The sequence below is a fragment of the Comamonas sp. 17RB genome, assembly GCF_030056555.1.
Taxonomy (GTDB): Bacteria; Pseudomonadota; Gammaproteobacteria; order Burkholderiales; family Burkholderiaceae_C; genus Comamonas; species Comamonas terrigena.
Map to the genome: position 1 here is coordinate 338073 of NZ_JASHHY010000002.1, position 25662 is coordinate 363734.

General features: G+C 68.1%; 16 protein-coding genes and 1 tRNA gene. 9 read left to right on the forward strand and 8 right to left on the reverse strand.

From position 1 onward, the window contains the following. The first annotated feature begins 16 nt into the window (after positions 1–16). The 6 genes from QM470_RS04770 to QM470_RS04795 all read left to right on the forward strand — a co-directional run bounded on the left by QM470_RS04770 (position 17) and on the right by QM470_RS04795 (position 7435). Positions 17–1735, forward strand: a complete 1719-nt coding sequence (locus QM470_RS04770; protein WP_283338396.1) for a TolC family protein — start codon at positions 17–19, stop codon at positions 1733–1735. Position 1736: 1 nt separating this feature from the next. Then, entirely contained in the window at positions 1737–2534 is a 798-nt protein-coding gene (locus QM470_RS04775; protein WP_283338397.1) for an efflux RND transporter periplasmic adaptor subunit, read from the forward strand. Beyond that, complete coding sequence (locus QM470_RS04780) at positions 2531–3925, forward strand: efflux RND transporter periplasmic adaptor subunit (protein ID WP_283338398.1); 1395 nt, start codon at positions 2531–2533, stop codon at positions 3923–3925. The genes QM470_RS04775 and QM470_RS04780 overlap by 4 nt, the downstream gene beginning before the upstream one ends. Continuing rightward, positions 3925–6174 carry an HlyD family secretion protein gene (locus QM470_RS04785; protein ID WP_283338399.1) on the forward strand — a complete coding sequence of 750 codons (2250 nt, stop codon included), beginning with the start codon at positions 3925–3927 and terminating at the stop codon, positions 6172–6174. Before QM470_RS04780 ends, QM470_RS04785 begins: the two co-directional genes overlap by 1 nt. Positions 6175–6359: 185 nt before the next feature. Further along, positions 6360–6950: a biliverdin-producing heme oxygenase gene (locus QM470_RS04790; RefSeq protein ID WP_283338400.1), complete on the forward strand. Its 591-nt coding sequence runs from the start codon at positions 6360–6362 to the stop codon at positions 6948–6950. Next, positions 6950–7435, forward strand: a complete 486-nt coding sequence (locus QM470_RS04795) for a YbaN family protein (RefSeq protein WP_283338401.1) — start codon at positions 6950–6952, stop codon at positions 7433–7435. The genes QM470_RS04790 and QM470_RS04795 overlap by 1 nt, the downstream gene beginning before the upstream one ends. A gap of 105 nt (positions 7436–7540) precedes the next feature. Here QM470_RS04795 and QM470_RS04800 read toward each other — a convergent pair whose 3' ends face one another. Together QM470_RS04800 and ytfE are read right to left on the reverse strand one after the other, a co-directional pair. Further along, a complete protein-coding gene (locus QM470_RS04800) occupies positions 7541–11719 on the reverse strand; it encodes an autotransporter outer membrane beta-barrel domain-containing protein (protein ID WP_283338402.1) in 4179 nt (1392 codons plus the stop codon). A 294-nt stretch (positions 11720–12013) separates the two neighbouring features. Continuing rightward, positions 12014–12709, reverse strand: a complete 696-nt coding sequence (gene ytfE / locus QM470_RS04805; protein WP_283338403.1) for an iron-sulfur cluster repair protein YtfE — start codon at positions 12707–12709, stop codon at positions 12014–12016. A 150-nt stretch (positions 12710–12859) separates the two neighbouring features. Here ytfE and norR point away from each other — a divergent pair, with 150 nt between their 5' ends. After that, positions 12860–14410 carry a nitric oxide reductase transcriptional regulator NorR gene (gene norR / locus QM470_RS04810; RefSeq protein ID WP_283338404.1) on the forward strand — a complete coding sequence of 517 codons (1551 nt, stop codon included), beginning with the start codon at positions 12860–12862 and terminating at the stop codon, positions 14408–14410. Between the two features lie 183 nt (positions 14411–14593). Further along, positions 14594–16060, forward strand: a complete 1467-nt coding sequence (gene nirK / locus QM470_RS04815; RefSeq protein WP_283338405.1) for a copper-containing nitrite reductase — start codon at positions 14594–14596, stop codon at positions 16058–16060. A 188-nt stretch (positions 16061–16248) separates the two neighbouring features. Here the strand turns inward: nirK and QM470_RS04820 are convergent. The 3 genes from QM470_RS04820 to QM470_RS04830 all read right to left on the reverse strand — a co-directional run bounded on the left by QM470_RS04820 (position 16249) and on the right by QM470_RS04830 (position 18876). After that, positions 16249–16325: transfer RNA gene (locus tag QM470_RS04820), tRNA-Gln, on the reverse strand. A gap of 96 nt (positions 16326–16421) precedes the next feature. After that, on the reverse strand, positions 16422–17762 hold the full coding sequence (locus QM470_RS04825; protein ID WP_115594690.1) for an MFS transporter: 1341 nt from the start codon (positions 17760–17762) through the stop codon (positions 16422–16424). A gap of 190 nt (positions 17763–17952) precedes the next feature. Beyond that, positions 17953–18876 carry a DMT family transporter gene (locus QM470_RS04830; RefSeq protein ID WP_283338406.1) on the reverse strand — a complete coding sequence of 308 codons (924 nt, stop codon included), beginning with the start codon at positions 18874–18876 and terminating at the stop codon, positions 17953–17955. Positions 18877–19252: 376 nt separating this feature from the next. Between QM470_RS04830 and QM470_RS04835 the strand changes: the two genes are divergently transcribed. After that, positions 19253–21133 carry a B12-binding domain-containing radical SAM protein gene (locus QM470_RS04835; RefSeq protein WP_502846809.1) on the forward strand — a complete coding sequence of 627 codons (1881 nt, stop codon included), beginning with the start codon at positions 19253–19255 and terminating at the stop codon, positions 21131–21133. Positions 21134–21302: 169 nt separating this feature from the next. Here QM470_RS04835 and QM470_RS04840 read toward each other — a convergent pair whose 3' ends face one another. The 3 genes from QM470_RS04840 to QM470_RS04850 are packed head-to-tail and all read right to left on the reverse strand — an operon-like array spanning position 21303 to position 25628. Then, entirely contained in the window at positions 21303–22853 is a 1551-nt protein-coding gene (locus QM470_RS04840; protein WP_283338408.1) for a DHA2 family efflux MFS transporter permease subunit, read from the reverse strand. Positions 22854–22860: 7 nt separating this feature from the next. Then, the gene (locus tag QM470_RS04845) at positions 22861–24045 is read right to left on the reverse strand and encodes an HlyD family secretion protein (protein ID WP_283338409.1); all 1185 of its coding nucleotides are present in this window, start codon (positions 24043–24045) and stop codon (positions 22861–22863) included. A 59-nt stretch (positions 24046–24104) separates the two neighbouring features. Continuing rightward, positions 24105–25628 (reverse strand): efflux transporter outer membrane subunit, encoded by a 1524-nt coding sequence (locus tag QM470_RS04850; protein WP_502846804.1) that lies wholly within the window; start codon positions 25626–25628, stop codon positions 24105–24107. Positions 25629–25662: the final 34 nt, after the last annotated feature.

Here is a 25662-nt window from a genome sequence, read left to right on the forward strand (position 1 = left end):
TTTTGCGCACATGACCATGAACCAATTGACTGCCTCTTCCACCCTCCGCCCTGCCAGCCGCCGCGCCATGCCGCGCCATCTCGCCCTGAGCGTGCTGGCCACGGTCGTCCTGGCCGGCTGCGCCGTCACTCCGCCGGAACAGCTGAGCACCCAGGACCTGGTGGCCCAGGCCAACAGCGACCGGCACGCCATGTTCGCCAACCAGGAGCCGGTGGTGGCCCCCATCACGCTGGATGAGGCCATTGCACGTGCCGTGAAATACAACCTGCAGCAGCGCCTGGCACTGATGGAACGGGCCATGGAAGACAACCTGGTGGAGGTGCAGAAGCAAGGCATGCTGCCGCGCCTGACGGCACGTGCCGGTCTGCGCACCCGTGACCGGGATTCCGGCTCCTCGAGCGAATCGCTGCTGAGCGGGCGCCAGTCGCTGGAGCCCTCCACCAGCCAGGAACGTTCCGGCGGCACGGCCGACCTGCAGCTGACCTGGAATGTGCTGGACTTCGGTCTGAGCTACTTTGGCGCCAAGGCCCAGGGCAACAAGGCCCTGGCCGCAGAAGAACGCCGCCGCCGTGTGGTGGCCGACATCATCCGCGAAACACGCGCCGCCTACTGGAACGCGGTCACCGCCGAGCGCCTCAAGGAACAGGTGACCAGCACGCTGGCACAGGCCCGCCAGACCCTGGACTATGCCCGCCAGACCCAGCAAAAGCGCCTGGTGGCCCCCATCGTCGCACTGCGCTACCAGCGCGATCTGCTCACCATGGTGCGCCAGACGGAAGCGCTGAACAACGAGCTGGCCCAGGCCAAGGCCAAGCTGTCCACGCTGATGAACCTGCCACCGGCCACCGAGTTCGCGCTGGCGGCCCCCGATGCCGCCACGCTGAAGCAGCCCCAGATGGCGTATGGACTGAATGACCTGGAAGCCCTGTCCATGGTGCGCCGCCCGGAACTGCGTGAGGAAGGCTATCTGAGCCGCAACGCCGTGCTGGAAACACGCATGTCGCTGCTGCGCCTGTTCCCCAACGCGTCGCTCTTCGGCGGGCTGAACTACGACAGCAACAAGTACCTGGCCCACAAGAACTGGGCAGATGCAGGCGTGCAGGTCAGCTGGAATCTGCTGAATGTGCTGTCCTGGGCGGACATCGAGCGTGCGGGCGCCTCCCGCGAGCAGGTGGCGGAAATGCGCCGCCAGGCGCTGCGCATGACCGTGCTGAGCCAGGTCCATGTGGCCTGGCTGGAGCGTGAACGCGCCTCCGCGGCATTCGAGCGCGCACAGGAGCTCAGCCAGCTGCAGAACGCCATCCAGGAGCAGACCGAGAATGCGGCGCGCAGCAATGCCGAGACCCAGCTGGAGCTGGTGCGTGCACGCGTTGAAACACTGCTGGCCACCCGGGCCCGGGACCTGAGCTATGCAGAGCTGGTGAATGCCCAGAACACGGTCTACCAAGCGGCCGGCATCGATCCGCTGCCCCAGTCCGTGGCCGACCTGAGCATTGCGGGCCTGGCACGCGAAATCGCCGACACCAACCGGCTGATCGAACGCGGGCACATCGAAGTGCCGCGTCTGCAAGGCATGGCCCTGGAGCCCGCCAGCGGCACCCCGGTGGCACAGGCCGCCGTGGTCCAGCCCGTGGCTGCGTTGCCGGCCTTGCGCACCGTGACCGGACAGCGCTGGGAAAACCTGGGTGCCATCACCGGTGGTGCCGCCTCCGAGCCCCATGCCAAGGCCCATTGAGATGACGCGCAGCCTCCGACGTCTCGCCCAGTGCACCGTGGCACTGGCCGCCATGGCCGGCGCAGCCGCCGCCTGGGCACAGACCAAACCGCCCGTGGCGCCGGCACAGCCGGCCGCGGGCGGCATGCGCGCCCAGCTGGTTGCGGTGCGCCATGCGGTCATCTCCAGCGAACTGGCGGCCAAGATCAGCCAGCTTCCAGTGCGCGAAGGACAAAGCTTCCGCCAGGGGGAGACCCTGGTCGCCTACGACTGCGCCTTGCACCGGGCACGCCTGGAGCGCGCCGCCCAGGCCGAGACCGCCGCACGCGAGAAACTGAAGGTGGCCGAGCAGCTGGACAAGCTGGGCTCCATCAGCCAAAGCGATCTGGTGCAGTCCCGTGCCGCCGTGTCCGTGGCACAGGCGGAAAGCGGTGTCGAGCGCGTCATGGTCCGCCGGTGCACCGTGACCGCGCCCTTTGCCGGCAGGGTCGGCGAGACCTATGTGCGCGCCGCAGAGCATGTGGCCGAGGGCAAGGAACTGCTCAGCATCTATGACGACAGCGCTTTCGAGGTGGAAGCCATCGTGCCTTCACGTTGGATGGGCTGGCTCAAGGCCGGTTATCCGATGAAGGTCACCGTGGACGAAACCGGCCAGACCTATGCCGCTACGGTGGCCCGGATTGCAGGCGCCGTCGACCCGGTCAGCCAGACCGTCAAGCTGGTGGGCCAGCTGGGCAACCAGCGTGGCAAGCATGCGACCCCGCTGCTGCCCGGAATGAGCGGCAGCGTGCACATCGATCCCCCGGCACCGAAACCATGAACGCACGCCCACCGCTGCCGCCGCCTGGTCAGCCAGCGGCCCAGCCCGCCGCCCTGCTGGCGGCCCTGGCCCAGCTGGGGCAACGCGCCCGGGCCTGCACCGATGTGCAGGCCCTGGGCTTTGTGATGGTCAATGACAGCCATGGCCTGGCCGCCTACCGCCAGGCAGCGCTGTGGCTGCAGGAACCGGGCGAGCGCGAAGGCCGCATCACCGCCCTGTCCGGCCTGGCCGTCCCGGACACGCACGCCCCCTTCAACCACTGGCTCGCACAGCTGCTGGCACGCCATGCCGCAAGCCCCGCAGGAGCCACGCCGGGCCCGCTGCCGAAACCCGAAACCGGAGAAGATGCCGCACGCTGGGCCGAATACCTGCCCGCCCAGGCCTGGTGGCTGCCCCTCCCGCTGGGAGAGGCATCGGCCGGCCTGCTGCTGCTGCGCGAAGAGGCCTGGCCCGCCCAGGAAACCACGGTGCTGGCATTGGCGGCAGACCTGTATGCCCACGCCTGGCGTGCACTGCGCCATGCTGCGCATGCGGCCCCCGGACGTGGATGGCGGCAGCTGTGGCCGCAAAAACCTTCCCGCAAGCTGGCCCTGGCGGCGGTGGCCGCGCTGGTGCTGCTGCTGTGGCCCATGCGCCAGTCGGTGATGGCGCCGGCCGAGGTCGTGGCCCGTGCGCCCGAGGCCGTGCGCGCACCGCTGCAAGGCGTGGTGGACCGCATCGAAGTCATGCCCAACCAGACGGTGCGCAAAGGCCAGTTGCTGGTGGCCCTGGATGCGCGTGAACTGGAAGGCCGCATCGAGTCGGCCCGCCAGACCCTGGCGGTGGCCGAAGCCGAGCTGCGGCGCGGCCAGCAACAGGCCTTGTTCGATGCCCGCAGCAAGTCCGATCTGGCCCTGCTGCAAGGCAAGCGGGACCAGGCGGCCACCGATGTCGACTACTACGCCCAGGCCCTGGCGCGCACGCAGCTGCATGCGGAACGGGATGGCGTGGCCCTGTTTGACGATCCGGCCGACTGGATCGGCAAGCCGGTCGCCCTGGGCGAGCGCATCATGATGGTGGCCGATCCCCACGATGCCGAGCTGGAAATGCAGCTGCCGGTTGCCGATGCCATCGCCCTGCCCGCACAGGCACAGGTGCGCCTCTTCCTGAACACCGCTCCGGCGTCCCCCATTTCCGCATCGGTGCTGCGGGTCAGCTACCGTGCCAGCCCCACCGCCGATGGCACGCTGGCCTACCGCGTCCGGGCGCGCCTGAACGAAGGCGCGCACACCGATGAGGCCTTGCGCGTGGGCCTGAAAGGCACGGCCAAGCTGTACGGCGAACGCACCGTGCTGGCGCTGTACCTGCTGCGCAGGCCGCTGGCCACCGTGCGCATCTGGCTGGGATTCTGATGGCCGCCACCACCACCACGACTGCCACCTCTACGCCCGCCACCACTGCCGCGCAGGCCGCACCGGCGGCGGGCGGCCGTGCCCCCCAGGCGGCGGCCCTGCCGCCCTTGCGCCAGGAGCTGCTGCTGCACCGCGCGCCGGACAGCCACGATGGCACCCCGACCTGGACCCTGGAGGACCCGGGCCGCAACCTGTTCTTCCAGATCGGCTGGGCCGAGGCGGAGATGCTGGCGCGCTGGGCGCTGCGCAGCCCGCAGCGCATCGCCCAGGCCATCGGCCGGGAAACCGCCCTGCAGACCACCGCAGCCGAAGTCGAGGAGCTGGGCCGCTTCCTCGATCAGCAGGGCTTGCTGCAGCAGTCCGGCCCCCAGGCCTGTGCGCGCTACCAGCGCGAGGCACAGGCGCGCCGCAGCAGCAGCTGGTGGTCCTGGGTCATCCACCACTACCTGTTTTTCCGTATCCCACTGCTGCGGCCCGATGCCCTGCTGGGGCAGACACTGCCCTGGGTGCGCCGCATGCTGATCAACCGCCGGTTCACGGGGCTGACCGCCATGGCGGGCGTGCTGGGCCTGTTCCTGGTCACCCGCCAGTGGGACAGCTTTGTGCACACCTTTCTGCATTTCTTCACGCTGGAAGGCGCAGCCATTGCCGGCATCACCCTGGCATGCACCAAGGTGCTGCATGAAGCCGGCCATGCCTACGCCGCCAAGCACTACGGCTGCCGGGTCGCCAGCATGGGCCTGGCTTTCATGGTGATGTGGCCGGTGCTGTACACCGATACCTCCGGAGCGTGGCGGCTTTCCAGCCGCCGCCAGCGCATGGTGATCGGCGGCGCCGGCATGCTGACCGAGACCGCCCTGGCGGCCTGGGCCACATTGGCCTGGAGCTTTCTGCCCGACGGCATGCTGCGCAGCGCGGCCTTCATGCTGGCGACCACGACCTGGCTGCTGACCCTGGCCGTCAACCTCAACCCCTTCATGCGCTTTGACGGCTATTTCCTGCTGTCCGATGCGCTCAACGTCCCCAATCTGCAGAACCGCGCCTTTGCACTGGGCCGCTGGCAGCTGCGCGAATGGCTGTTTGGCCTGGGCGATGAGCGCCCCGAAATCTTCGCCCCCTGGCGTGAGCGTGTGCTGATCGGCTATGCCTATGCCGTCTGGCTGTACCGCTTCTTTCTGTTCCTGGGCATTGCGCTGCTGGTCTACCACTTCGCATTCAAGGTGCTGGGAATCGTCCTCTTCTGCATCGAAATCGTATTTTTCGTGATCCGTCCCATCTTCACCGAACTCAAAGCCTGGGCGCAGCGCCTGCAGGCCGGAAATGCCCGCTGGAATCTGCGCAGCACCACCAGCCTGGCGCTGCTGGTGCTGGCCCTGCTGGCGGCCGCCCTGCCATGGCACACCCGCATCCAGGCCCCGGCACTGGGCCGCGCGGCACAGCAGATGCAGCTGATCGCACCCACCGGGGCCCAGTTGCAGAAGCTGCTGATCCAGCCTGGACAGGCGGTGCAACAGGGACAGCCGCTGTTCGAGCTGCATGCCCCGGACCTGGCCCATGAACTGGGCACGCTGCAGCAACGCATCGGCCTGCTGCGCTGGCAACGCGACTTTCAGGGCATACGCCACGACACAGCCACCGCCGTGCCCGCCGCCCAGCGCGAACTGGAAGCGGCCGAAAACCGGCTGGCCGTGCTGGAGCGGCAGCAGCGCCAGCTGACGCTGACGGCGCCGTTCTCGGGCACCGTGGTGGACCTGGCCGCCCCGCTGGCCGAAGGCGAATGGCTGGGCCCCGGCGAATGGCTGGGCACCCTGGCCAACCCTGCGGCATGGCTGGTCGAGGCCTATGTGGCCGAAGGGGACCTGCGCCGGCTGCAGGTGGGCAAGCCCGCGCGCTTCCTGCCCGAAAACCCGCAGCAGCCAGCCTGGGAACTGCGCATTGCCGACGTCTCGGCCACCGCCACCCGGCGGCTGCGTTCGGCCCCGGAGCTGGCGTCCCCGCAAGGCGGTGGCATCGCTGCCGTGCGTGCCCCCACAGGGCCGCGGGGCAGCCATGCCGACGAGGACGGGGACTGGATGCCGGAGCAGGCGGTGTACCGCGTGCTGCTGGAACCTGTGCCGGGCACGCAGCCCCCTGCCGCACTGCAGCAGGCGGTACGCGGCACGGCGCTGCTGGAAGGCCAGGCCGAGAGTTTGCTGCGCCGTGCCTGGCGCCAGATCGGCGCCGTCCTGGTGCGCGAAAGCGGCTTCTGACACCCCGCGTATCCCTACGCGCACAACCGCGGCGGCCACTGCGGTGGCAACCGCCACCGCACCGCGCCAGGCCACGTTTTTCCTAAAGAATCTTTAACGTGCGTTGCGCAGAGGGCTGCAGTAAAAACGAACCCCCTCTGCATGAAGTGCCGTCCCCGCACGGCCTTTGCTGCCACACCAATCCTATGACCACTGACCTCCTCCAACGCCCCGCCCTTTCCCTGCGCCTCAAGCAAGAGACGGCCGATCAGCACGAACGCATGCACCAGTTGATGGCGCAAGGCGATCCTTTCTCCAGCCGCACGTCCTATGGCCGTTTTGTGGCCGCACAGTACCTGTTCCAACGCGATGTGGAACACCTCTTCCATGACCCCGCCGTGCAGGCTGCCGTGGCTGACCTGCACGTGCGTGGCCGCCAGGAAGCCTCGCTGGCCGACCTGGCCGACCTGGGCGTGGAAGCCCCGCAGGAAGCGATTGCCAGCGCCCGGGTGGCGATGCCCGCGGCACTGGGCTGGCTGTATGTCTCGGAAGGCTCCACCCTGGGTGCGGCTTTTCTCTTCAAGGACGCCCAGGCCAAGCTCGGCCTGTCCGCAGAATTTGGCGCACGCAACCTAGCCGCCTATCCTGAAGGCCGTGCCGTGGTCTGGCGGCGTTTTGTCGGCTCGCTGGACCACGAGCAGATCACGCCGGACGACCACGATGCCATCATCGCCGGTGCCAATGCGGCCTATGACCGCTTTGGCGCGCTGTTGACGCGCTTCTTTCAGCTGGGCTGATGGACTCCCCCGACACGCTTGCGGCACAAAAGGCCTGCTGCCCCGTCCAGGCCGGCGCCACCCCCGCCGCCTCGGCAGACAGCCCCACCCCGCAGGCCCCCGTGCCTGTGGCTTCGCCCGTGGTGCGAGCCCTGCTGATGTGCGTCGCGGTAGTGAGTCTGGGCCTGGCCCTGCTGGGCATCGTCACACCTGGCCTGCCCAGTACGGAGTTTGTGCTGATTGCCGCATGGGCCTCCGCGCGCAGCTCACCGCGCTTTCACGCCTGGCTGCTGCGGCACCGCCTCTTCGGCCCGCTGCTGCGCGATTGGCACAACGGCCGCCGCATCCGGCGCAAGGCCAAGTGGATGGCCACGGCTTCGATGGCCGTCTGCACCGTGCTGATGGTTGCCATGGTCCCGCACGCCTGGCTGGTCGTGGTGGCCGTGCTGTGCATGCTGGGCGTCCAGGTATGGCTCTGGAGACAGCCCGAGCCGGAGCTGGGCTAAGCCGGACGGCACAGCCCCCTGCCCATCGCCATGGCGCTGCCCACTGCTGCGGCGCCGATGCGCTCCCCCCTGGCGGGGGAGCCCTTTCCTCACCATCTCAACAGCTCACCAGGTCAGGCGCACGCCCGCATTGCCTTGCACCGTGCGCCGGCGATCGCCGCCCAGATTGAACCAGTAGCCTGCCGTCAGATAGACGCTGGTGTTCCGGTTCACCTGGGCATAGATGCCGCCACCCAGGTGCGCCTGCGTCGAGCCGACCTGGGTCGTGAACCGGTCCTGCCCGGCATAGGTCACCGAATCGGAGCCGCCGAAGTAGCGCAGCACGTCCAGCCGCAGATAGGGCTTCCAGTCCATGCCCCGGGACTGGAACTGAGACTGCAGGCGCAGACCCAGGCGCCCGATCAGTTCGTTCGCGCTGCTGAACGTGACCCGGGATGCCGGATCGGTCAGGTCGTTGATGTGGGTGTACTGGTAGATCAGCTGCGCCTGGGGCTCCAGCGTGGTGTCTTGTGACAGCACGAACGGCACCCCGCCCTCGACCGAGGCCGTGAAGGCGTTGGCCCGCGTCGATGCGGTGTTGCCCATCAGCGAGCTGGGATCGACCGACGAAGTCGTGCCCATCAGCACCGTGTCGGCATAGGCGCCGCTCGGGGTGAGGTGCGTCCAGTAGCCGCCCAGGCTGAACGAGTTCATTGTCAGGCTGCCGGCAGACAGGTTCCGCGTTGCCAGCGCGAAGCCTTTGACGTCGCCGCTGGCACGCGCGTAACCTGCGAACAGACCGTAGTGGTTGCGATGCCCGCTTTCGGTCAAGGCGCTGTAGACGTCCTTGCCCACCTGGAAGCCGGCGATCGTCCCCTTGAACGAAGGGTTGACGCCGCCGCTCAGGTCCTGCGACAGGCGATCTCCCCAGACCCGCCCCCATCCGGCGCGCAAGCTGCCGTCGGCGGACAGCAGCGGCTGCCCGCCCAGACGATCGTGGAACGTGCCGATCTGCTGCACGGCCAGCTCACGCGCCAGCGACGGAATGGCGCCATAGACCGGCACCTCCGGGCGGTAGATCGGTGTGCCCGGGTCGGTGGTGGGCGGAATCGGCACGATGGGATCAACCACCAGCGGCGGCGGGGTGGTGGTATCCGGCGTGCGCGAACGCAGGTACCAGTTGTTTTCCGTGCCGGCGTTCACACCGCCACGGTAGAGGTAATAGGTGTAGGCGCCCACACTGACCGAGCCGCCGCTGAAGGCGCTGGTCGCTGTCGTTGCGCCATTGGTGGCCAGCACCACCTGGATGCCGTCGGCATAGGTCTGCGCCCCGGTGCCGCCCGCGTTCACGATCTTCAGCGCCGTCGAACCGGTGGCGCTTCCGCCGTTGATGACAATCCGGTCGGTCGGTGAATTGTCGCTGACCAGTTGCGTGCTCAGCGTTGCCGTAGCGTTCTGGCCCACATAGTTGCCGGCCACCGTGAAAGTGTTGCCGACGCTGCTGCCCGCCAGCTGCAGCAGGCCCGCGTTGACGACATCGCCCTGCACCGTGAAATTGCCGGCACTTCCGGCCGCAAACGCCGCAATGGCATTGGCAGCGGCCAGGGTGCCGTTGTTCTGCACGTCACCGGTCACGCTGCCATAGCCGCCCAGGGTTGCACCGCTGGCCACGGTCACCGTCCCTCCGCCGGAGAGCGCGGCCGTGGGCGAGGTAGGTGCACCCACCGCCAGCGTGCCGGCGTTCACATTCGTCGCACCGCTGTAGCTGTTGTTGCCATTGAGCAGCAGCATGCCGGAGCCCAGCTTCGTGAGCGCGCCCGTGCCCGTGATGCCTTGGGTGATGGTGGTGTTGAATGCCTGGGTGTCGATGGTGCCGCCATCGGTATCGAGCACGACGGGACGCCCCGCCGCCAGGTCGAAGCTGGCGCCCAGCTGCAGCGTGCCGCCATTGAAGGTGAGTGTGCCGGCCGGTGCGCCCAGGCTGCCATCCTGGCTGACGAGCAGCGTGCCATCGAACAAGGTCCACGGGGTCAGCGCCGTCGTCGTGTTGTTCAGCGTCCAGACGCTGGTACCGGTCTTGTGGTACGCCCCAAACCCCTGGTATTGCGCCGATGGCCCGATGCGCGATGCATCGAATGCAGCGTTCTGGTCGCCGCCCAGAATCAGCGTGTTGGTGCCGGTATTCGCGTTGACCGTGCCATTGATGACCGAGCCTGCGCGCAGTTCCAGCGAGTTGGTGCCGGCCGTGAACAGCACGGCGTCGCTCTGGACACCGGAACCGGACAACCCACCGCTGATGGTGCCGCTGTTCTCCACGGTGATGTTCTGCCCCTGCACGCCGACGCCACCAGCCCCATCCACCCCTGCCGTACCGCCGGTGCTGGTGCCGCCGCCGGTACCGCCGACAATGCTGCCCGTGTTGAGGATGCGCCCGCCGTTGTTGGTGACCAGCACCCCCGCACCGCCGGCTCCGCCCGTGCCGCCCACGCTGCTGGCGCCGCCGCCGCCGCCACGGTTGCCATCACCACCGGTGATGGTTCCGCCATTGGAGACGGTACCGCCGTCGGTCACGATCAGGCCTGCGCCGCCCGCACCGCCATTGCCACCGGCCGACGCCGCATTGCCCGCTCCGCCACCGGTGCCGCCTGCGCCGCCCTTGGCTGTCCCGCCGCTCACGATGTTCACGGTACCGGTGCCGCCGATGCGTATGCCGGCCCCCCCTTCACTGCCGGATCCGCCGGAGGTATTCGCCCCGTTGCCGCCGTTGCCGCCGTCGCCGCCGATCACCGCACCGCTGTTGGTGACGATGCCATTGCCGCTGAGCAGGATCCCGTCGCCACCCAGGCCGCCGCTGCCGCCACCACCGGCGCTGTCGTCGCCCCCCGTACCGCCGACGATGCGGCCCGTGGCGGTATTGAACACATTGCCGCTGTTGAGCGATACGCCGTTGCCGCCGGCGGCCGCTTCGCCGCCGGTTCCCGCTCCTGTGCTGTTCCCCGCACCGCCGCCGCGGTTGCCGGCGCCGCCCAGAATCTGGCCGCTGTTGATGACGATGCCGCCGCCGTCCAGCTTCACGCCGTCCCCACCGGCCCCACCATCCGCCCCCACGCCCCCCGTGATTGCACCGCCCGCGCCGACCTGGCTCTGCGCATTACCGCCACCGCCGGTGCCGCCATTGCCGCCGCGAATCGTGCCGGTTTGCTGGTTCAGCACGGTGCCGTTGCCGTTGACCAGTACGCCGACGCCGCCGGCGCCCCCCAGGCCACCGCTGCCCGCAACGGCGGCTGTGCCGCTGGTGGCCAGCGCAAAGCCCCCGTTCTCGCCATTGCCGCCATTGCCGCCGGTGATGGTGCCGCTGTTGTTGACCGTGCTGCCGCCGGACACGGTGGCACCGTGCCCGCCCGCACCGGCATCGCCACCGCTACCGCCATAGGGGGTGACGCCGGCAACCGCACTGACCGAGCCGGAGCCACCGCCATTGCCGCCGTTGCCCCCGGTCACGGTCGCTCCGGCGTTGTTGGTGAAGGTGCCCCCTTGCAGCGAGACCACGGCGTCGCCCCCTGCGCCGCCGTTGCCGCCGTTGCCCGCAATGAGATTGTTGGCGTGGCCAAGGCCTTGTTGGCCGGCATTGCCGAAGCCACCGCCACCGCCGCCGCTGCCGCCATTGCCGCCCACGACCGCCCCGTTGTTCGTGGACTCGCCCGATGTCGTCAGCACGACCCCTGCGCCGCCTTCGCCGCCGCCACCGCCATTGCCTCCGCCGCCGCTGCCGGTGGTGTCCATGCCACCACCGCCACCGCCGTTACCACCGTTGCCGCCGCTGACGGTCTGGGTGTTGGTGCCACCGGCCGTCAGGACGGCGCCCGTCCCACCCGCCCCCCCGCCGCCACCACCTGCACCATTGGCCGTGGGTCCGGTGGTGTTGGCCGAGCCCCCCGTGCCGCCGGTACCGCCTGCGCCACCGGGAAAGATTGCAGCCCCCGAGCCTGCCGTCCCGTCCCCTCCGTTGCCACCGCCACCGGCATTGGCACCGCCTGCGCCACCCGCCCCGCCGTTGCCGGCAGTGCCACTGGCGTCCACGCCACCACCGCCGCCGCCACTGCCACCGGTGCCGTTGGCATCGCTCGCATTGCCGCCTGCGCCTCCGTTCGGCGCACCGGGCGCCCCCCCGGTACAGGTGGCGCCCGGGGTCGCAGAGCACCCGCCTGCGCTGTCTTGCGCACGTGCTGCCGGAACACCCCAGCCCAGCATGGCCACTGCACTCGCCAGTGCGATGGCACGGCGCAGCGGCAACCGCGGCGACAAGGGTTTGCTGGAGGGATGCGGTGCGGGGGCCAGCACCGCATCAAGGGGACGGTGAACGGCCACCGGGGTGGCGCGGGGAGAGAGGCTGGCAGCCCTCTGGCTGCAGGAATCGGAGAGAACCAGGGAACCCTGCAAAGGCACAACAAACTGGGGACGACGCTCGACGCTAGGGGGCATATCGCGAAACTCCATTGGTTGGGTTTGCGACAAAATCTCATAAAAAAGCGCTCCGATAACGCTTTTTTACGGCCTGATACATCCATCGGAAAAAATTCCTACAGGCGGTAGTACCGATCACACAGCTGCTGCGGTCTGCTCCGTGTGCAGGAACAGCACATTGTTTTCCAGGTGGATGTGCTGCATCAGGTCTTCCTTGAACTCGCGCAGTCCCGCATACAGCGCACGCCAGGTGGTGCATGCGGAACGCGGCGGCGTGATGTGGTCGGTCAGATCCAGCAGTTTCTGCAGCTCATCGCCATGCTGGTCGTGTTCATGGCGCATCACCGCAATCGGCATCCGGGCCTGGGCATTGCGCTGGGCGAGCAGCAGCGGGAACAGGATTCTTTCTTCCTTCAGCATATGGCTTTGCAGCGCCTGGAACATGGCTTCCAGATGGGCTGCCAGACCGACCGGGCAATCGGCACGGTCGCCATGCACCTGCTCCACGCGGTGGGCCAGGCGGATCAGCTCCGGCAACTGCTGGCGGTGCACCTCGTGGTAGCGCTGCAGGATGTGCTCGATCAGCACGTCGCTGTGGCCGGCGTCGCAGGCCGCAACCGCCGCTGACTCTGCATCGGCCTGTGCTGCCACGGCAGGCAAACGCATCAGCTCGGCTTCAACCGCCGCAGGGTCGACCTGCTTGGCCTGGGCCGCCTGGGCCAGGCTGTGCTTGCCGCCGCAGCAGAAATCCAGGTCGTATTTGTGGAACACCGCAGTGGCGCCGGGGATTTGTTTGGCAATGCTGCCGACGGATTGGTGCACGAGAGACATGGCAAACCTTTGAGGTAACAGGTGATGCCTTTGCGCTAGCGCAAACCATGCCTGCATCCCCCTCCTTGAGAATCAAGCAGTTAGCGCATCCATGGGTAGGATGCACCCCGCTTGATTCGGTCACAAATACCCCATCCGGTTGTTTTCACCATGCTCGACTCCCTGGTCCTGTCCGATCTTTCCACCGAATTGCCGCAGGCCGTGCGCCTGCAACGCCTGGTCGAAAGCCTGCAAGCCGAATTTCACTGCGGCGCAGTGGCCTTGCTGCGGCTGGAAGGCGAATGCCTGCGCCCGGTGGCCGCGGCAGGCCTGGTGCAGGAAGCCCTGGGCCGGCGCTTCACCGTCAGCCAGCACCCGCGCCTGGCCACCATCCTGTCCCGCAGCGGCGAGCTCACACGCTTTCACCACGACAGCAGCCTGCCCGACCCCTATGACGGCCTGCTCACCGAACGTGCAGGCCAGGCGCTGCCCGTGCACGACTGCATGGGACTGGGCATTTCCATCGAAGGCTGGCACTGGGGGGTGATCACGCTGGACGCCCTGGACATCGGCACGTTCGACGACCAGGCCCAGGAGCGCCTGCAGGCGCGGGTGCCGCTGATCGAGGCCACGGTGCGCATGGCGCACCTCGAATCCGAGGTGCGGGCGCTGCGCCTGTCGCGCAGCGCCCAGCCTTCCGATGCCACGCCCGCCGCACTGCAGGACATCGTGGGCCAAAGCCCTGCCCTCCTGCGGTTGCAGCAAGAACTGGCCGTGGTGGCCGAAACCGATATGCCGGTGCTGCTGCTGGGCGAAACCGGCGTGGGCAAGGAGCTGTTTGCGCGCCGGCTGCACCAGCTGTCACGCCGTCGCCAGCAGCCCATGGTGCATGTGAACTGCGCCGCCTTGCCCGACACCCTGGCCGAGAGCGAGCTGTTCGGCCATGCCCGGGGCGCGTTCTCCGGTGCGGTGGCCGCCCGCGCCGGGCGGTTTGAAAGTGCGGACCAGGGCACCCTGTTTCTGGACGAGGTGGGCGAGCTCACGCTGCCCGTGCAGGCCAAGCTGCTGCGCGCCTTGCAGAACGGAGAGATCCAGCGCCTGGGCGCCGACCAGCCGCGCAAGGTGGATGTGCGCATCATTGCCGCCACCAACCGCGCCCTGAACGAACAGGTGCGCGACGGCGGCTTCCGCGCCGATCTGTTCCACCGACTGTCGGTCTACCCCCTGCATGTGCCGCCGCTGCGCGAACGCGGCGACGATGTGCTGCTGCTGGCCGGACGTTTTCTGGAGCTCAACCGCAGCCGCCTGGGCCTGCGCAGCCTGCGCCTGACCAGCGATGCCCAGCTTGCCATGCGCCGCTATGCCTGGCCCGGGAATGTGCGCGAGCTGGAGCATGTCATCAGCCGCGCCGCGCTCAAGGCCGTCAGCTACGGGGCACGCCGCACCGACATCGTCAGCCTGGATGCGGCCTCGCTGGACCTGGAGGCCGCGCCGCTGTCGGCACCGGCACTCGCCCCCGGAGCCGCCCTGCCCGGCGCGATGGCAGGCCAGGTGAGCAGCACCTTCAGTTCCCTGCGCGAGCAGGTGGACCATGTGCAGCGCAGCGCGATCGAACAGGCGCTGGGCCAGCACCAGGGCGTGTGGAGCGCCGCCGCCAAGAGCTTGCAGATCGATAGCAGCAATCTGCACAAACTGGCGCGTCGTCTGGGCATAAAGGGCTGATTGCACTCCTTTTATTGGCCCTACGCGGTTTGTGTGGTTGGCCTGCGCCACGCCATTTCGCGCTTGATCCAACGCAAATCGACGTCCTCCGAATCTCCGAAGAATTCCCTTCAACGGCAGCAGATGGGGTGCCCAAATTCCTGGCCACCGCAGTCCGATTGCCGGGATTACAAGGAGAAGCGTATGACCTCGACACGTTGCCTGACCCCCGTTGCCTTCGCCATCGCCCTGGCACTGAATCTGGCGCCCAGCCTCGGCAGTGCACAGGCGGCACCCACCGCCACTGCCGCCAAGAAAGCCGCCACCGCCCAGGTGCGCAAAGTGGCACTGACGACCAACATCGTCGACGGCAAGATGGTCTATGTGAACGCCAAAGGCCAGGTGAACCCCACCATCGTGGCCGAAGTGGGCGACACAGTGGAGATCGTGCTCCAGAGCGGCGAAGGTGCCGAGCACGATCTGGCCGTCGAAGGCCTGAATGTGGTTTCCAAGAAGGTGAATGCCGACACGGGCCCGGCCACGCTGCGCTTCCAGGTGACCAAGGCAGGCACCTTCAGCTACTACTGCACCATCCCCGGCCACCGCCAGATCGGCATGGAAGGCAAGCTGGAGGTCAAGGGCAGCACGGTCGAAGCCGAAAAGGCCGTGCAAAAGAACGCCCCCGGTCCCGAAGCCCTGTACACGCCAGCCGCCGCGATGGCCCCGGCCCTGGCCGGTGCCGTGAGCATTGCCGCCGACCCCAGTGCCGTGCCGCCTGCCGTGAAGGCCACGGGCCCGCAAAAGCACCACAAACGCATCGAGACCGTGGAACTGGTGGGCCAGCTGGATGATGGCACCACCTTCACCTACTGGACGTTCGACAAGCAGGTGCCCGGCCCCATGCTGCGCATGAAGCAAGGCGACACCATGGAGCTGACGCTGGCCAATGCCAAGAGCAGCAAGATGATCCACTCCATCGACCTGCATGCCGTCAACGGCGGCCTGGGCGGCGGCGAGCACACCCAGGTGCCGCCCGGCCAGGAAAAGACCATCACCTTCAAGGCACTGAACCCCGGCCTGTACGTGTACCACTGCGCCACGCCGCTCGTGCCCCACCACATCATGGCAGGCATGTACGGCATGATCCTGGTGGAGCCCGAAGGCGGCCTGCCCCAGGTGGACAAGGAGTTCTATGTGATGCAGGGCGAGATGTACACCACCCGTCCCATCGGGGCCAAGACCCACCAGGAAGTGGACTTCGACAAGATGGCCGCGGAACTGCCGCAGTACTACGTGTTCAACGGCGCCGTGGGGGCGCTGACCAAGGAGCACAAGCTCAAGGCCAAGGTGGGTGAGAAGGTGCGCATCTACTTCGGCGTGGGCGGGCCCAACAAGATCTCGTCTTTCCACGTGATCGGCGAAGTGTTCGACAAGGTGTATGACGAAGCCTCGCTCACCGCCATCAAGCACAACGTGCAGACCACGGTGGTGCCCCCGGGAGGTGCCGCCATCGTCGAGCTGACACCGCAGGTGCCCGGCAACTACCTGCTGGTGGACCATGCGCTGTCACGCACCGGCAAGGGCCTGGTCGGCATTCTGGAGGTCAGCGGCCAGGCAGAGCCCGGGGTGTACTCCGGCGTCTCGGACCCGAACGCCGCGCACGGCCACTGACCGCGCCACGCCGGTGTCCGCACCGGCGAATCTGCGAATGACGCCCTTGCCCTGCAAGGGCGTTGCTGTTGGGGGCCTTCGGCACTGCCAGACGGAACGCACACAGGACGGCGCGTAAAGACGGTGATCGATTGGCCGGCAGAAAAAGCAAAACCCCGACTGCTTGCGCAGTCGGGGTTTGCAGATCTTGGCAGGGGAAGAAGGATTCGAACCTTCGCATGCCGGAATCAAAATCCGGTGCCTTAACCAGCTTGGCGACTCCCCTAGAGAAGCTGCAATTCTAGCAGCATTTTTTGGCGCTCCAGAAAATTCGCGACAAATTCTTTGCAATGTGCGGTCCGGTAGCTGCCACTCCCTGCGCTCACGCCTTGGCCGGTGCCTTGCGCAGCACGCTGAAGCAGCCGGCCAGCACCGCGCAGCACCCGGACAGCAGCAGTGCGTACTGCTCGGCCTGGCCGGGTTCACGGTTCCACACCAGGAAGGCCGCTGCCAGCAGCACCGCGCCCAGGCCCTGGCCCACATGGCGGGCGGCGCCCAGCATGCCGCTGGCGGCGCCGCTGCGGTGCAGGGGCGCCGACGTGACGATGGTGAAATTGTTCGGCGACTGGAAGAAGGCAAAGCCCATACCGCACAGCGCCATGCGCCACACCACGTTCCAGTTCGACGCATCCTGCGGCAGCAGTGCCAGCGCCCACAGCCCCAGGGCAAACAGCGCCATGCCCACGGCGCCCAGGCGGCCCGCCGGCCAGCGGCCGATCATCCGCCCCACCCAGGGCGCAGAGATGGCCAGGGCCAGCGGCCAGGCGCTGATCAGCAGCCCGGCCTGCCCCGTGGGCAGACCGCGCGCCTCGATCAACAGGAATGGCAGGGCCAGAAATGCCATGGTCTGGGCACAGAACGCCGTGATGGAAGCACACATGGACAGCGCAAACACCGGGATGCGCAGCAGATCCAGCGGAAACATCGGCGCACTCAGACGGCGCTGGCGCCGCAGATACCAGGCACCCACGCCCACCCCCAGACCCAGCCACAGCGCGGCCGGCCACAGGCTGCCGCCGGGTTGCAGGTGGCTGAGCCGGTCCACGCCCAGGAACAGGCTGGCAAACATCACGATGTTCAGCACGCCGTCCAGCCAGGACAGCGGCTGCTGTGCGGCGGCGGCCTGCGGCACCGGTTGTGGCAGCGAACGTGTGCCCAGCCAGCTGATGGCCAGTGCCAGCGGCAGGTGCAGGGCAAACAGCCAGCGCCAGTCGCCCAGCGAAATCACCGCCGCCGCCACGGCCGGGCCGGCCACAAACGACAGGGCCACCGTCAGGGAATTGAGCGCCATGCCCTTGCCCAGCTGGGCACGCGGGTAGATCAGCCGCACCAGCGAGGCGTTGACGCTCAACACCCCGGCCGCGCCCAGGCCCTGCAGCGCACGCGCCACGATCAGCCAGGGCAGCGAAGGCGCCAGCAGCGCGCCCACGCTGGCCAGGCCAAAGATCACCATGCCCCCCAGATAGACACGGCGATAGCCCATGCGGTCGCCCAGTGCGGCCAGCGGCAGCAGCAGCACCAGGGAAGCGATCTGGTTGGCATTCACCACCCACAGCGTTTGCGCCGGGTCCACCTGCCACTGGCGCGCCACCTGGGGCAAGGCCATGTTCATCATGGTGCTGTCCATCACGCACAGCACCAGGCCCAGCAGGATCACGGCCATGGCGATGTGCCGCTGCGGCAATGGCAGGCCATCGGCCACCACGGGGGCTGTCGCACTGCGGGGAGGATGGGAAGGGGAAAAATCGTCTTGACGCACTCGCTGCTCTCTCATTCCATACAGGGCGCACCTTACTGCGCCCGCTGTTCCTGTGCAGCTGCCCGCAGGACAGCCACATGCGCAGACGGGCGACTCACGCCCGCCCGCGCACACTCAACCACATGCTGCAGATGCCGCACAGCACCACGCCGGCCATACCCAGCAGCGACTGCGCATCAGGCACCTGGCCAAACAGCAGCCAGCCCACGCCCATGGCAAAACCGATCTGGCTGTACAGAAAGGGCGAGATCACCGACGGCGTGGCGTGCGTATAGGCCTGCAGCAGCATCAAATGCCCCACGCCGCTGCACAACCCCATGGCCGCCACCGCCAGCCACAGCTGCCAGCCTTCCACCGCCTGCCAGAACCATGGCAGAAACGGCGTGGTCAGCAGCATGGGCAGCCAGGTGGAATACAGCTGCGTGGTGTGCGGGGCATCCAGCCGCGCCAGGCGGCTGCCCAGCAGCAGATAGCCGGAGCCGCTGACCAGTAAGCCCACCGGCAGCAATGCCTGCCAGCCCAGGGCCTGGTCGCTGCGTTCCGGCCGCACGATGACGATCACGCAGGCCAGGCCCGCCGCCAGCAGCAGCCAGCGCACGGGGCTGACCTTCTCCTGGTACAGCCAGGCAGACGCCACCACCACCAGCAAGGGGCAGGCCGACCAGATGGCCGTGAAGTTGCCCAGCGGCATGCTCTGGATGCAGAAGAAAGCGCAGATCGACGTGGAAATGCCGAACAGCGCGCGGCTGGCCTGAAACTTCGGGTGCGCCGTGCGCAGCGCCGCCAGGCCGTGCCGGGGCAGCACCAGGGCCGTGGTCACCAGCGCCTGCGCCAGAAAGCGCAGCCACAGCACCAGCAGCATGGGCAACATGAGGCCCGCATATTTGGTGGCGCTGTCCAGCAGGGCGAACAGCGCACAGGCCGACAGCGTGAGGGCAATGCCCAGCAAGGCCGAACGCGACGCCATACCGGCAGTACCGGCCGAAGCGGGGGCCGCGCCCCCGGGCAAGGAGGACATCGGCGTCCACCCTCTTTCACAAATAAAAAGCCGCCCCACCGGCGGTGTGCAGCCCTGTCGCGCGCGGGTCGGAGGCCAGGGGCTCCGGCCGGGCAGTGCTGCACAGGCAGGTCAGGCCGGCGCACCATGCGCACAGGCAACTTGCATTTTAGGAGCAGCATGCCGCCGCGTGGTGTGCCCCATCCACCCCGCTGATCCCGCGTGTGGCGATGGCATCCTTCGCCGCCGGCCACGGCGCCAAGCCCCCGCCCCTGCAGCCCCGGCCCCATGCTGGGACAATGCGGCCCTGGCCCGGGCACTGCCCAGCCCTCTTTTTTGCCCTTTCTGCCCCATGACCACGCCCGTTCCTGTCCGTGTGCTGTCGCTCATCCCGCCGATGACGCAGCTCAACACGCCCTACCCGTCCACCGCCTACCTGACGGGCTTTCTGCGTGGGCGCGGCGTGGATGCGGTGCAGGAGGACCTGGCGCTGGCCCTGGTGCTGCAGCTGCTGTCCAGGGACGGTCTGCAGCAGGTGATCGATCTGGTGCAGGCGCAGTACGACGCCGACCCCGACCGTGCCTTCAGCCCCGCCGTGCAAAGCTTCATGGGCCAGCGCGACCAGTACCTGGCCACCATCAACAAGGTGATTGCCTATCTGCAGGGCAAGGACAGCACGCTCAGCCACCGCATCGTCGGCCGTGGCTGGCTGCCCGAAGGGCCGCGCTTTGCGGCACTGGAACATTACCTCGATGACGGCAGCGGCGACCCGCTGGGCTGGGCCTTTGGCGCCCTGGGCCAGGCCGACCGTGCCAAGCACCTGGCCACGCTGTACCTGAACGACCTGGCCGATGTGCTGCGTGACGCAGCCGACGAGCGCTTCGAATTCGTGCGCTATGCCGAATCGCTGGCCGGCAGCCAGCCCACCTTCGAGCCGCTGGCCCAGGCCCTGGCCGCACCCCAGACCCTGGTGGACGAGACCCTGGCCGAGCTGACGCGCAAGGCGATCTGGCGTCAGCGGCCCACGGTGGTGCTGCTGTCCGTGCCCTTTCCCGGCTCGGTGTATGCGGCGTTTCGCATTGCCCAGACCATCAAGGCCGAGTTCCCCCACATCACCACGGTGCTGGGCGGCGGTTTCGTGAACACCGAGCTGCGCGAGCTGACCGAGCCACGCGTGTTCGACCACTTCGACTTCGTCACGCTGGACGCCGGCGAGCGCCCGCTGCTGGCCCTGCTGGAGCACCTGCGCGGCGAGCGCGGCCGCTCGCGCCTGGTGCGCACCTATGTGCGCAACGATACCGGGGCCGTGCAGTACATCAACATGATGGAAGCCGACATCGCCTTTGCCGAAGTGGGTACGCCCACCTGGGACGGCCTGCCCATCCACGACTACCTGTCGTTGCTGGACATGCTCAACCCCATGCACCGGCTGTGGAGCGACGGGCGCTGGAACAAACTGACGATTGCCCATGGCTGCTACTGGAAGAAGTGCAGCTTCTGCGATGTGAGCCTGGACTACATCGGCCGCTACGAAGGCGCCAGCGCCGTGGAGCTGGCCAACCGCATCGACGCCATCGTGGCCGAGACCGGGCAGACCGGTTTTCACTTTGTCGACGAAGCGGCGCCCCCCAAGGCGCTCAAGGCCCTGGCCACCGAGCTGATCGAGCGCGGCAGCGACATCAGCTGGTGGGGCAATATCCGCTTCGAGAAGACCTTCAGCCCCGAGCTGACGCAGCTGCTGGCCGACAGCGGCTGCATTGCGGTCTCGGGCGGTCTGGAGGTGGCATCCGACCGGCTGCTGGACCTGATGAAAAAAGGCGTGTCCGTGGAACAGGTGGCGCGCGTGACCAAGGCCTTCAGCGAGGCCGGGATTCTGGTGCACGCCTACCTGATGTACGGCTTTCCCACACAGACCGTCCAGGACACGGTGGACGCGCTGGAATATGTGCGACAGCTGTTCGAGAACGGCTGCATCCAGAGCGGCTTCTTCCACCGCTTTGCCTGCACGGTGCACTCGCCCGTGGGCCTGAACCCGGCGGAATACGGCGTGCAGCTGGTGCCGCTGCCCGAGGTGACGTTTGCCAAGAACGACATCGCCTTCATCGACCCCACCGGCGTGGACCACGATGCCTTGGGCGCGGTGCTGAAGAAAGCCATCTACAACTTCATGCATGGCATCGGCGTGGAAGAGGACGTGCGCAACTGGTTCCCGTTCAAGGTCCCCAAGCCCACCGTGCCGCGCAACAAGATCGAGAAGGCTTTGCGCACACGCGGCTAGGCCTGGCCAAGGGGTCACTGCCCCTCCGGATCCCCGGCACGCCTCCGGCCGTTGCCGCCAGCCTGCGCCCACCACCGAGCGCGGTCCACTTCGCCGCATTCCACCCCCATGCCCCCTGGCCTGAGGCTGCAGGCTCGTAGGGACACGGGTTGTGTGCGGGCGGTGCCGCTCAATGCCCACCAGCCCCGGGCTCCACCACCCGCGTGGGTTTGGGGGCCAGCCAGATCACACAGGCCCCCACCACAAAGCAGATGGCGATGGTGAACATGATCTGGTTGGTGGCCAGCATCACGCTCTGGCTGGTCAGCAGCTGGTCCAGCGCGGACAGGGCCGCATCCGGCGACATGCCCGATGCCTTGAGCCCCTGCAGCACCTCGCCGCTGCGGTCGGTCAGCCCGACCAGCTCGGCGTGCTGGCGCGTCGTGCCATCTTCCCAGGCGGTGTTCACCAGCGACACGGCAGCGGCGCCAGAGAGCGTGCGCAGAAAGTTCATCAGCCCGGCGGCGTTGTCCATCTCCTGGGGCTCCACGCTGGCCAGCGCCAGCCCGGTGGTGGGGATGAAGAAGAACGGCAGCCCGAAGCCCATGAACATCAGCGGCAGCGCAATGTCCCAGTAGCCCATGTCGGTGGTGGCCACGGTGCGCCAGAAGGTCATCAGGCCCAGCCATAGCACACCGGCAAAGATCAGCCGGCGTGGATCCACCTTGGCCGACAGGCCGGCCGCCATGGGCGCCACACACAGCGCAAACAGCCCGGTCCACGCCGTGACCATGCCCGAATCGGTGGCCGTGTAGCCCATGAAGCTCTGCAGCCACAGCGGGGTCAGCACATTCGCGGCAAAGAAGGCCGCAAACGTCAGACTGATGGTCAGCACGCTCATGGTGAAGCCCCGGTGGCGGAACACGCGCAGGTCCACGATGGGGTGCTCTTCATGCAGCTCCCAGATCAGAAAGGCCGCAAAGCCCACGGCGGCCACCACAGCCAGCACCACGATGGTGGGCGAGGCAAACCAGTCCAGGTTCTTGCCTTCGTCCAGCATCAGCTGCAATGCACCCACCCAGACGATCAGCAGGCCCAGGCCCACGGTGTCAATCGGATTGCGGCGCAGCGCCAGTTCGTAACGCCTGAGCAGGTTCCAGGCGGCAAACGCACAGCCGATGGCCACGGGGAGGTTGATCAGAAAGATCCAGTGCCAGCTGTAGTTGTCACAGATCCAGCCGCCCACAATCGGCCCCAGCACCGGCGCAATCAGCGTGGTCATGGACCACAGGCCGATGGCGGCCGGCGCCATGCGCGGCGGGAAGATGCGCAGCAGCAGCGTCTGCGACAGCGGCATCAGCGGGCCGCCGGCAAAGCCTTGCAGGATGCGCGCAAACACCAGAAAGCCCAGCGAATTGGCCAGCCCGCACAGCAGCGACGCCACACCGAACAGGCCCATGGCCACGGAGAACACACGCACCGCGCCAAAGCGCGCTGCCAGCCAGCCGGTCAGGGGCACGCTGATGGCCTCGGCCACGGCGTAGCTGGTGATCACCCAGGTGCCCTGGCTGGTGGTGGCGCCCAGGTTGCCGGCAATGCTGGGCACCGAGACGTTGGCAATCGTCATGTCCAGCACGGCCACAAAGTTGGCAGCGGCCAGCACCAGGGCCGCCAGCCACAGCATGCCGCCGGTGAGCGGCTTGCCGCCGATGGTCAGCGGCGCAGAGTTTGCTTCAGCCATCGGCAGCTCACTGCGCAGCCGTGGTGGACGCCACGCGGGCTGCCGGTTCACCGCCGCTGCGGGTGTCCACCGTCACGTTCATGGACAGGCCCACACGCAGCGGGTGGGTGGCCAGCTCGGCCGGGTCCAGCTGTACGCGCACGGGCAGGCGCTGCACCACCTTGATCCAGTTGCCCGTGGCGTTCTGGGCCGGAATGGCGGCAAACGCCGCCCCCGATCCCCCGCTCAAGCCGGCCACGGTGCCGTGGTAGACCACCTGGCTGCCGTACAGGTCGGCATGCAGCTCCACGCTCTGGCCCACGCGCACCTTGCCCAGCTGACCTTCCTTGAAGTTGGCATCCACATACATCTGCTGCACCGGCACCACCGACATCAGCGGCGCACCCGCCGCCACACGCTGGCCCAGCTGCACGCTGCGCTTGGCCACCACACCGGTCACCGGCGCCCGCACCGTGGTGCGGTCCAGGTCCACCTGTGCCTGGTCGCGGCGGGCCAGTGCCAGCAGCACTTCGGGGTTGGTCTCGGCGGTCGTGCCTTCGATCAGCGTGGCGTTCACCTGCTTGGCGCCGACGGCGGCTTCGCGGTTGGCTTCGGCCTGGGCTTGCGCCGCCTGGGCCGATGCCAGACGGGCCTTGGCAGCGGCAAAGGCGTTCTGGGCGTTGGTCAGCTCGTCCCCCGAGACCGAGCCGCTGTGGGCCAGGGCTTCACGGCGCTGCAGATCGATGGTGGCGCGGGCCATATCGGCCTGGGCCGCCGTCAGCTGGGCGGCGGCGCTCTTCTGGTCCGCCTCGCGGGCGGCCACCTGGGCCTTCAGGCCGCCGTCATTGGCCACATAGCCTTTGACGCGGCGCACGGCGCGTGCCAGCTCGGCTTCGGCCTGGGCCAGCGCCAGCCGGGCATCCGTAGGGTCGATGCGCACCAGCACCTCCCCCTGCTTCACGGCCTGGGTGTCCTTCACCAGCACCTCCAGCACGGTACCGCCCACGGATGGGGTGACCTGGGCCACCTCCACCGCCGCATAGGCATTGTCGGTGGAGACGAAGTGGGAGGCATGCAGCCACCAGTAGCCACCGCCCGCCACGCCGGCGACCACCACCGCACCGGCCAGACCGGCCAGACCGGCCAGCAGTTTGTTGCGGCGCTGCTCGCGCACCACGGGATTGGCGCTCACGGAAGAAGCGTTGTCAGTCATAAAAGCTCTCGCAGAATCAATTTGGGAAATTCAGGGAATTCGGGTGCCGCAGGCGCACATCACGCCTGGGGAATGCAGGGGGTGACCGGGGCCGCAGAGGCCTGGGCGGTCTGGGGCGAAGGGGCTTCCTGCCAGCCACCGCCCAGCGCGCGGTGCAGCGCAATGTCCAGCGACAGCGCACGGGCCTGCACATCCACCAGCTGGCGCACGCTGGCCAGCAACTGGTCTTCGGCCGACAGCACATCCAGGTGCGTGGCCAATCCTCCTTCGTAGCGGTTGCGGGCCACGCGGTGGGCTTCGGTGGCCGCATGCACGGCCTGCTCCATGGCCTGCAGCTGTTGCTGCAGCGCCCGCTGGCTCACGGCGTTGTCCGCCACTTCCTGCAGCGCGTGGTTGAGCGTGTTCTGGTACAGCGCCACCGCTTCGTCGTACTGGGCACGCGCAGCGCCCAGCTCGGAGCGCAGACGGCCGCCGTTGAAGAGCGGCAGGCTGATGGCCGGGCCCACGCTGGCCACGCTGGAGCCGCCCTTGGTCAGCATGTCCAGGCCCAGGGACTGCACCCCGATGAAGGCGCTCAGGTTCACGTCTGGGTAGAACTCGGCCTGTTTGGAAGCCACGCGCGACTCCAGGGACTGGGCTTGCAGGCGTGCGGCCACCACATCGGGGCGGCGACCCAGCAGACTGGCCGGCAGTTGGTCCGGCAAGGCCCATTGCTGCTGCCAGGGCTGCTGCAAGGTGGAGGCCGGAATGGTGATGGCGGCCCCCCGGTCGGGCGCGGCCCCCATCAATGCGGCAATGCGGTGGCGCTGCAGCGCCAACTGCTCCTGGGCCTGCAGCCATTCGGCCTGGGCCGCCGCCTTCCGTGCGTTGGCACTGTGCACGCCGCCCTGGTTTTCCAGTCCATGGGCAAAACGTTCGGCAAACAGCCGGGCCGTGGTGGTGCGCACCTGCAGCGATTGCGCCAGGGTCTGCTCGGTCACCGTGAGGCGCACCAGATCGGCGTAGGCCGCCGCCACGCCGCTGGCCAGCACCAGACGGGCCTGGGCCGCATCGGCCTGGCGCGCCTGCAGCTCGCCCGAGGCAGCGGCCACGGCGGCACGGTGCCGGCCCCACAGGTCCAGCGACCAGCCCAGGTCCAGCGTGGCCCGGCCGACATCGTTGAGACCGCGCGGCACCATGGAGGAAGGGGTCAGGTAGTGGTAGCTGAACTTGTCGCCGCTGGCGCTGGCGTTGGCCGAGAGCTGTGGCGCCGTGGCCGCCTCGTTCACGCCCAGCAGGGCCTGGGCCTGGCGCACGCGGGCGGCCGCGGCGGCCATGTCGGGCGCGTGCTCCAGCGCTTCGGCAATCAGGCTGTCCAGCTGGCTGTCGCCGTAACGCAGCCACCACCGGTCTTGTGGCCAGGCCGCCTGCGGGGCACCGGCCGCCGCCTGCAGCGTCTGCGGGACGGGCTGCTCTAGCACCGCCTTGCCCTGCCAGTCGGGCAACTGGGCGCAGGCGGTCAGCAGCACCGGCAGGCCCAGTGCCAGCCAGGCGGTGCGCACGGGACGGGCTGCCCCAGGCGCACAAGCTTTGCATGTTCTCATGGAATACTTTATTAATGAACTGTACGGTACAGTA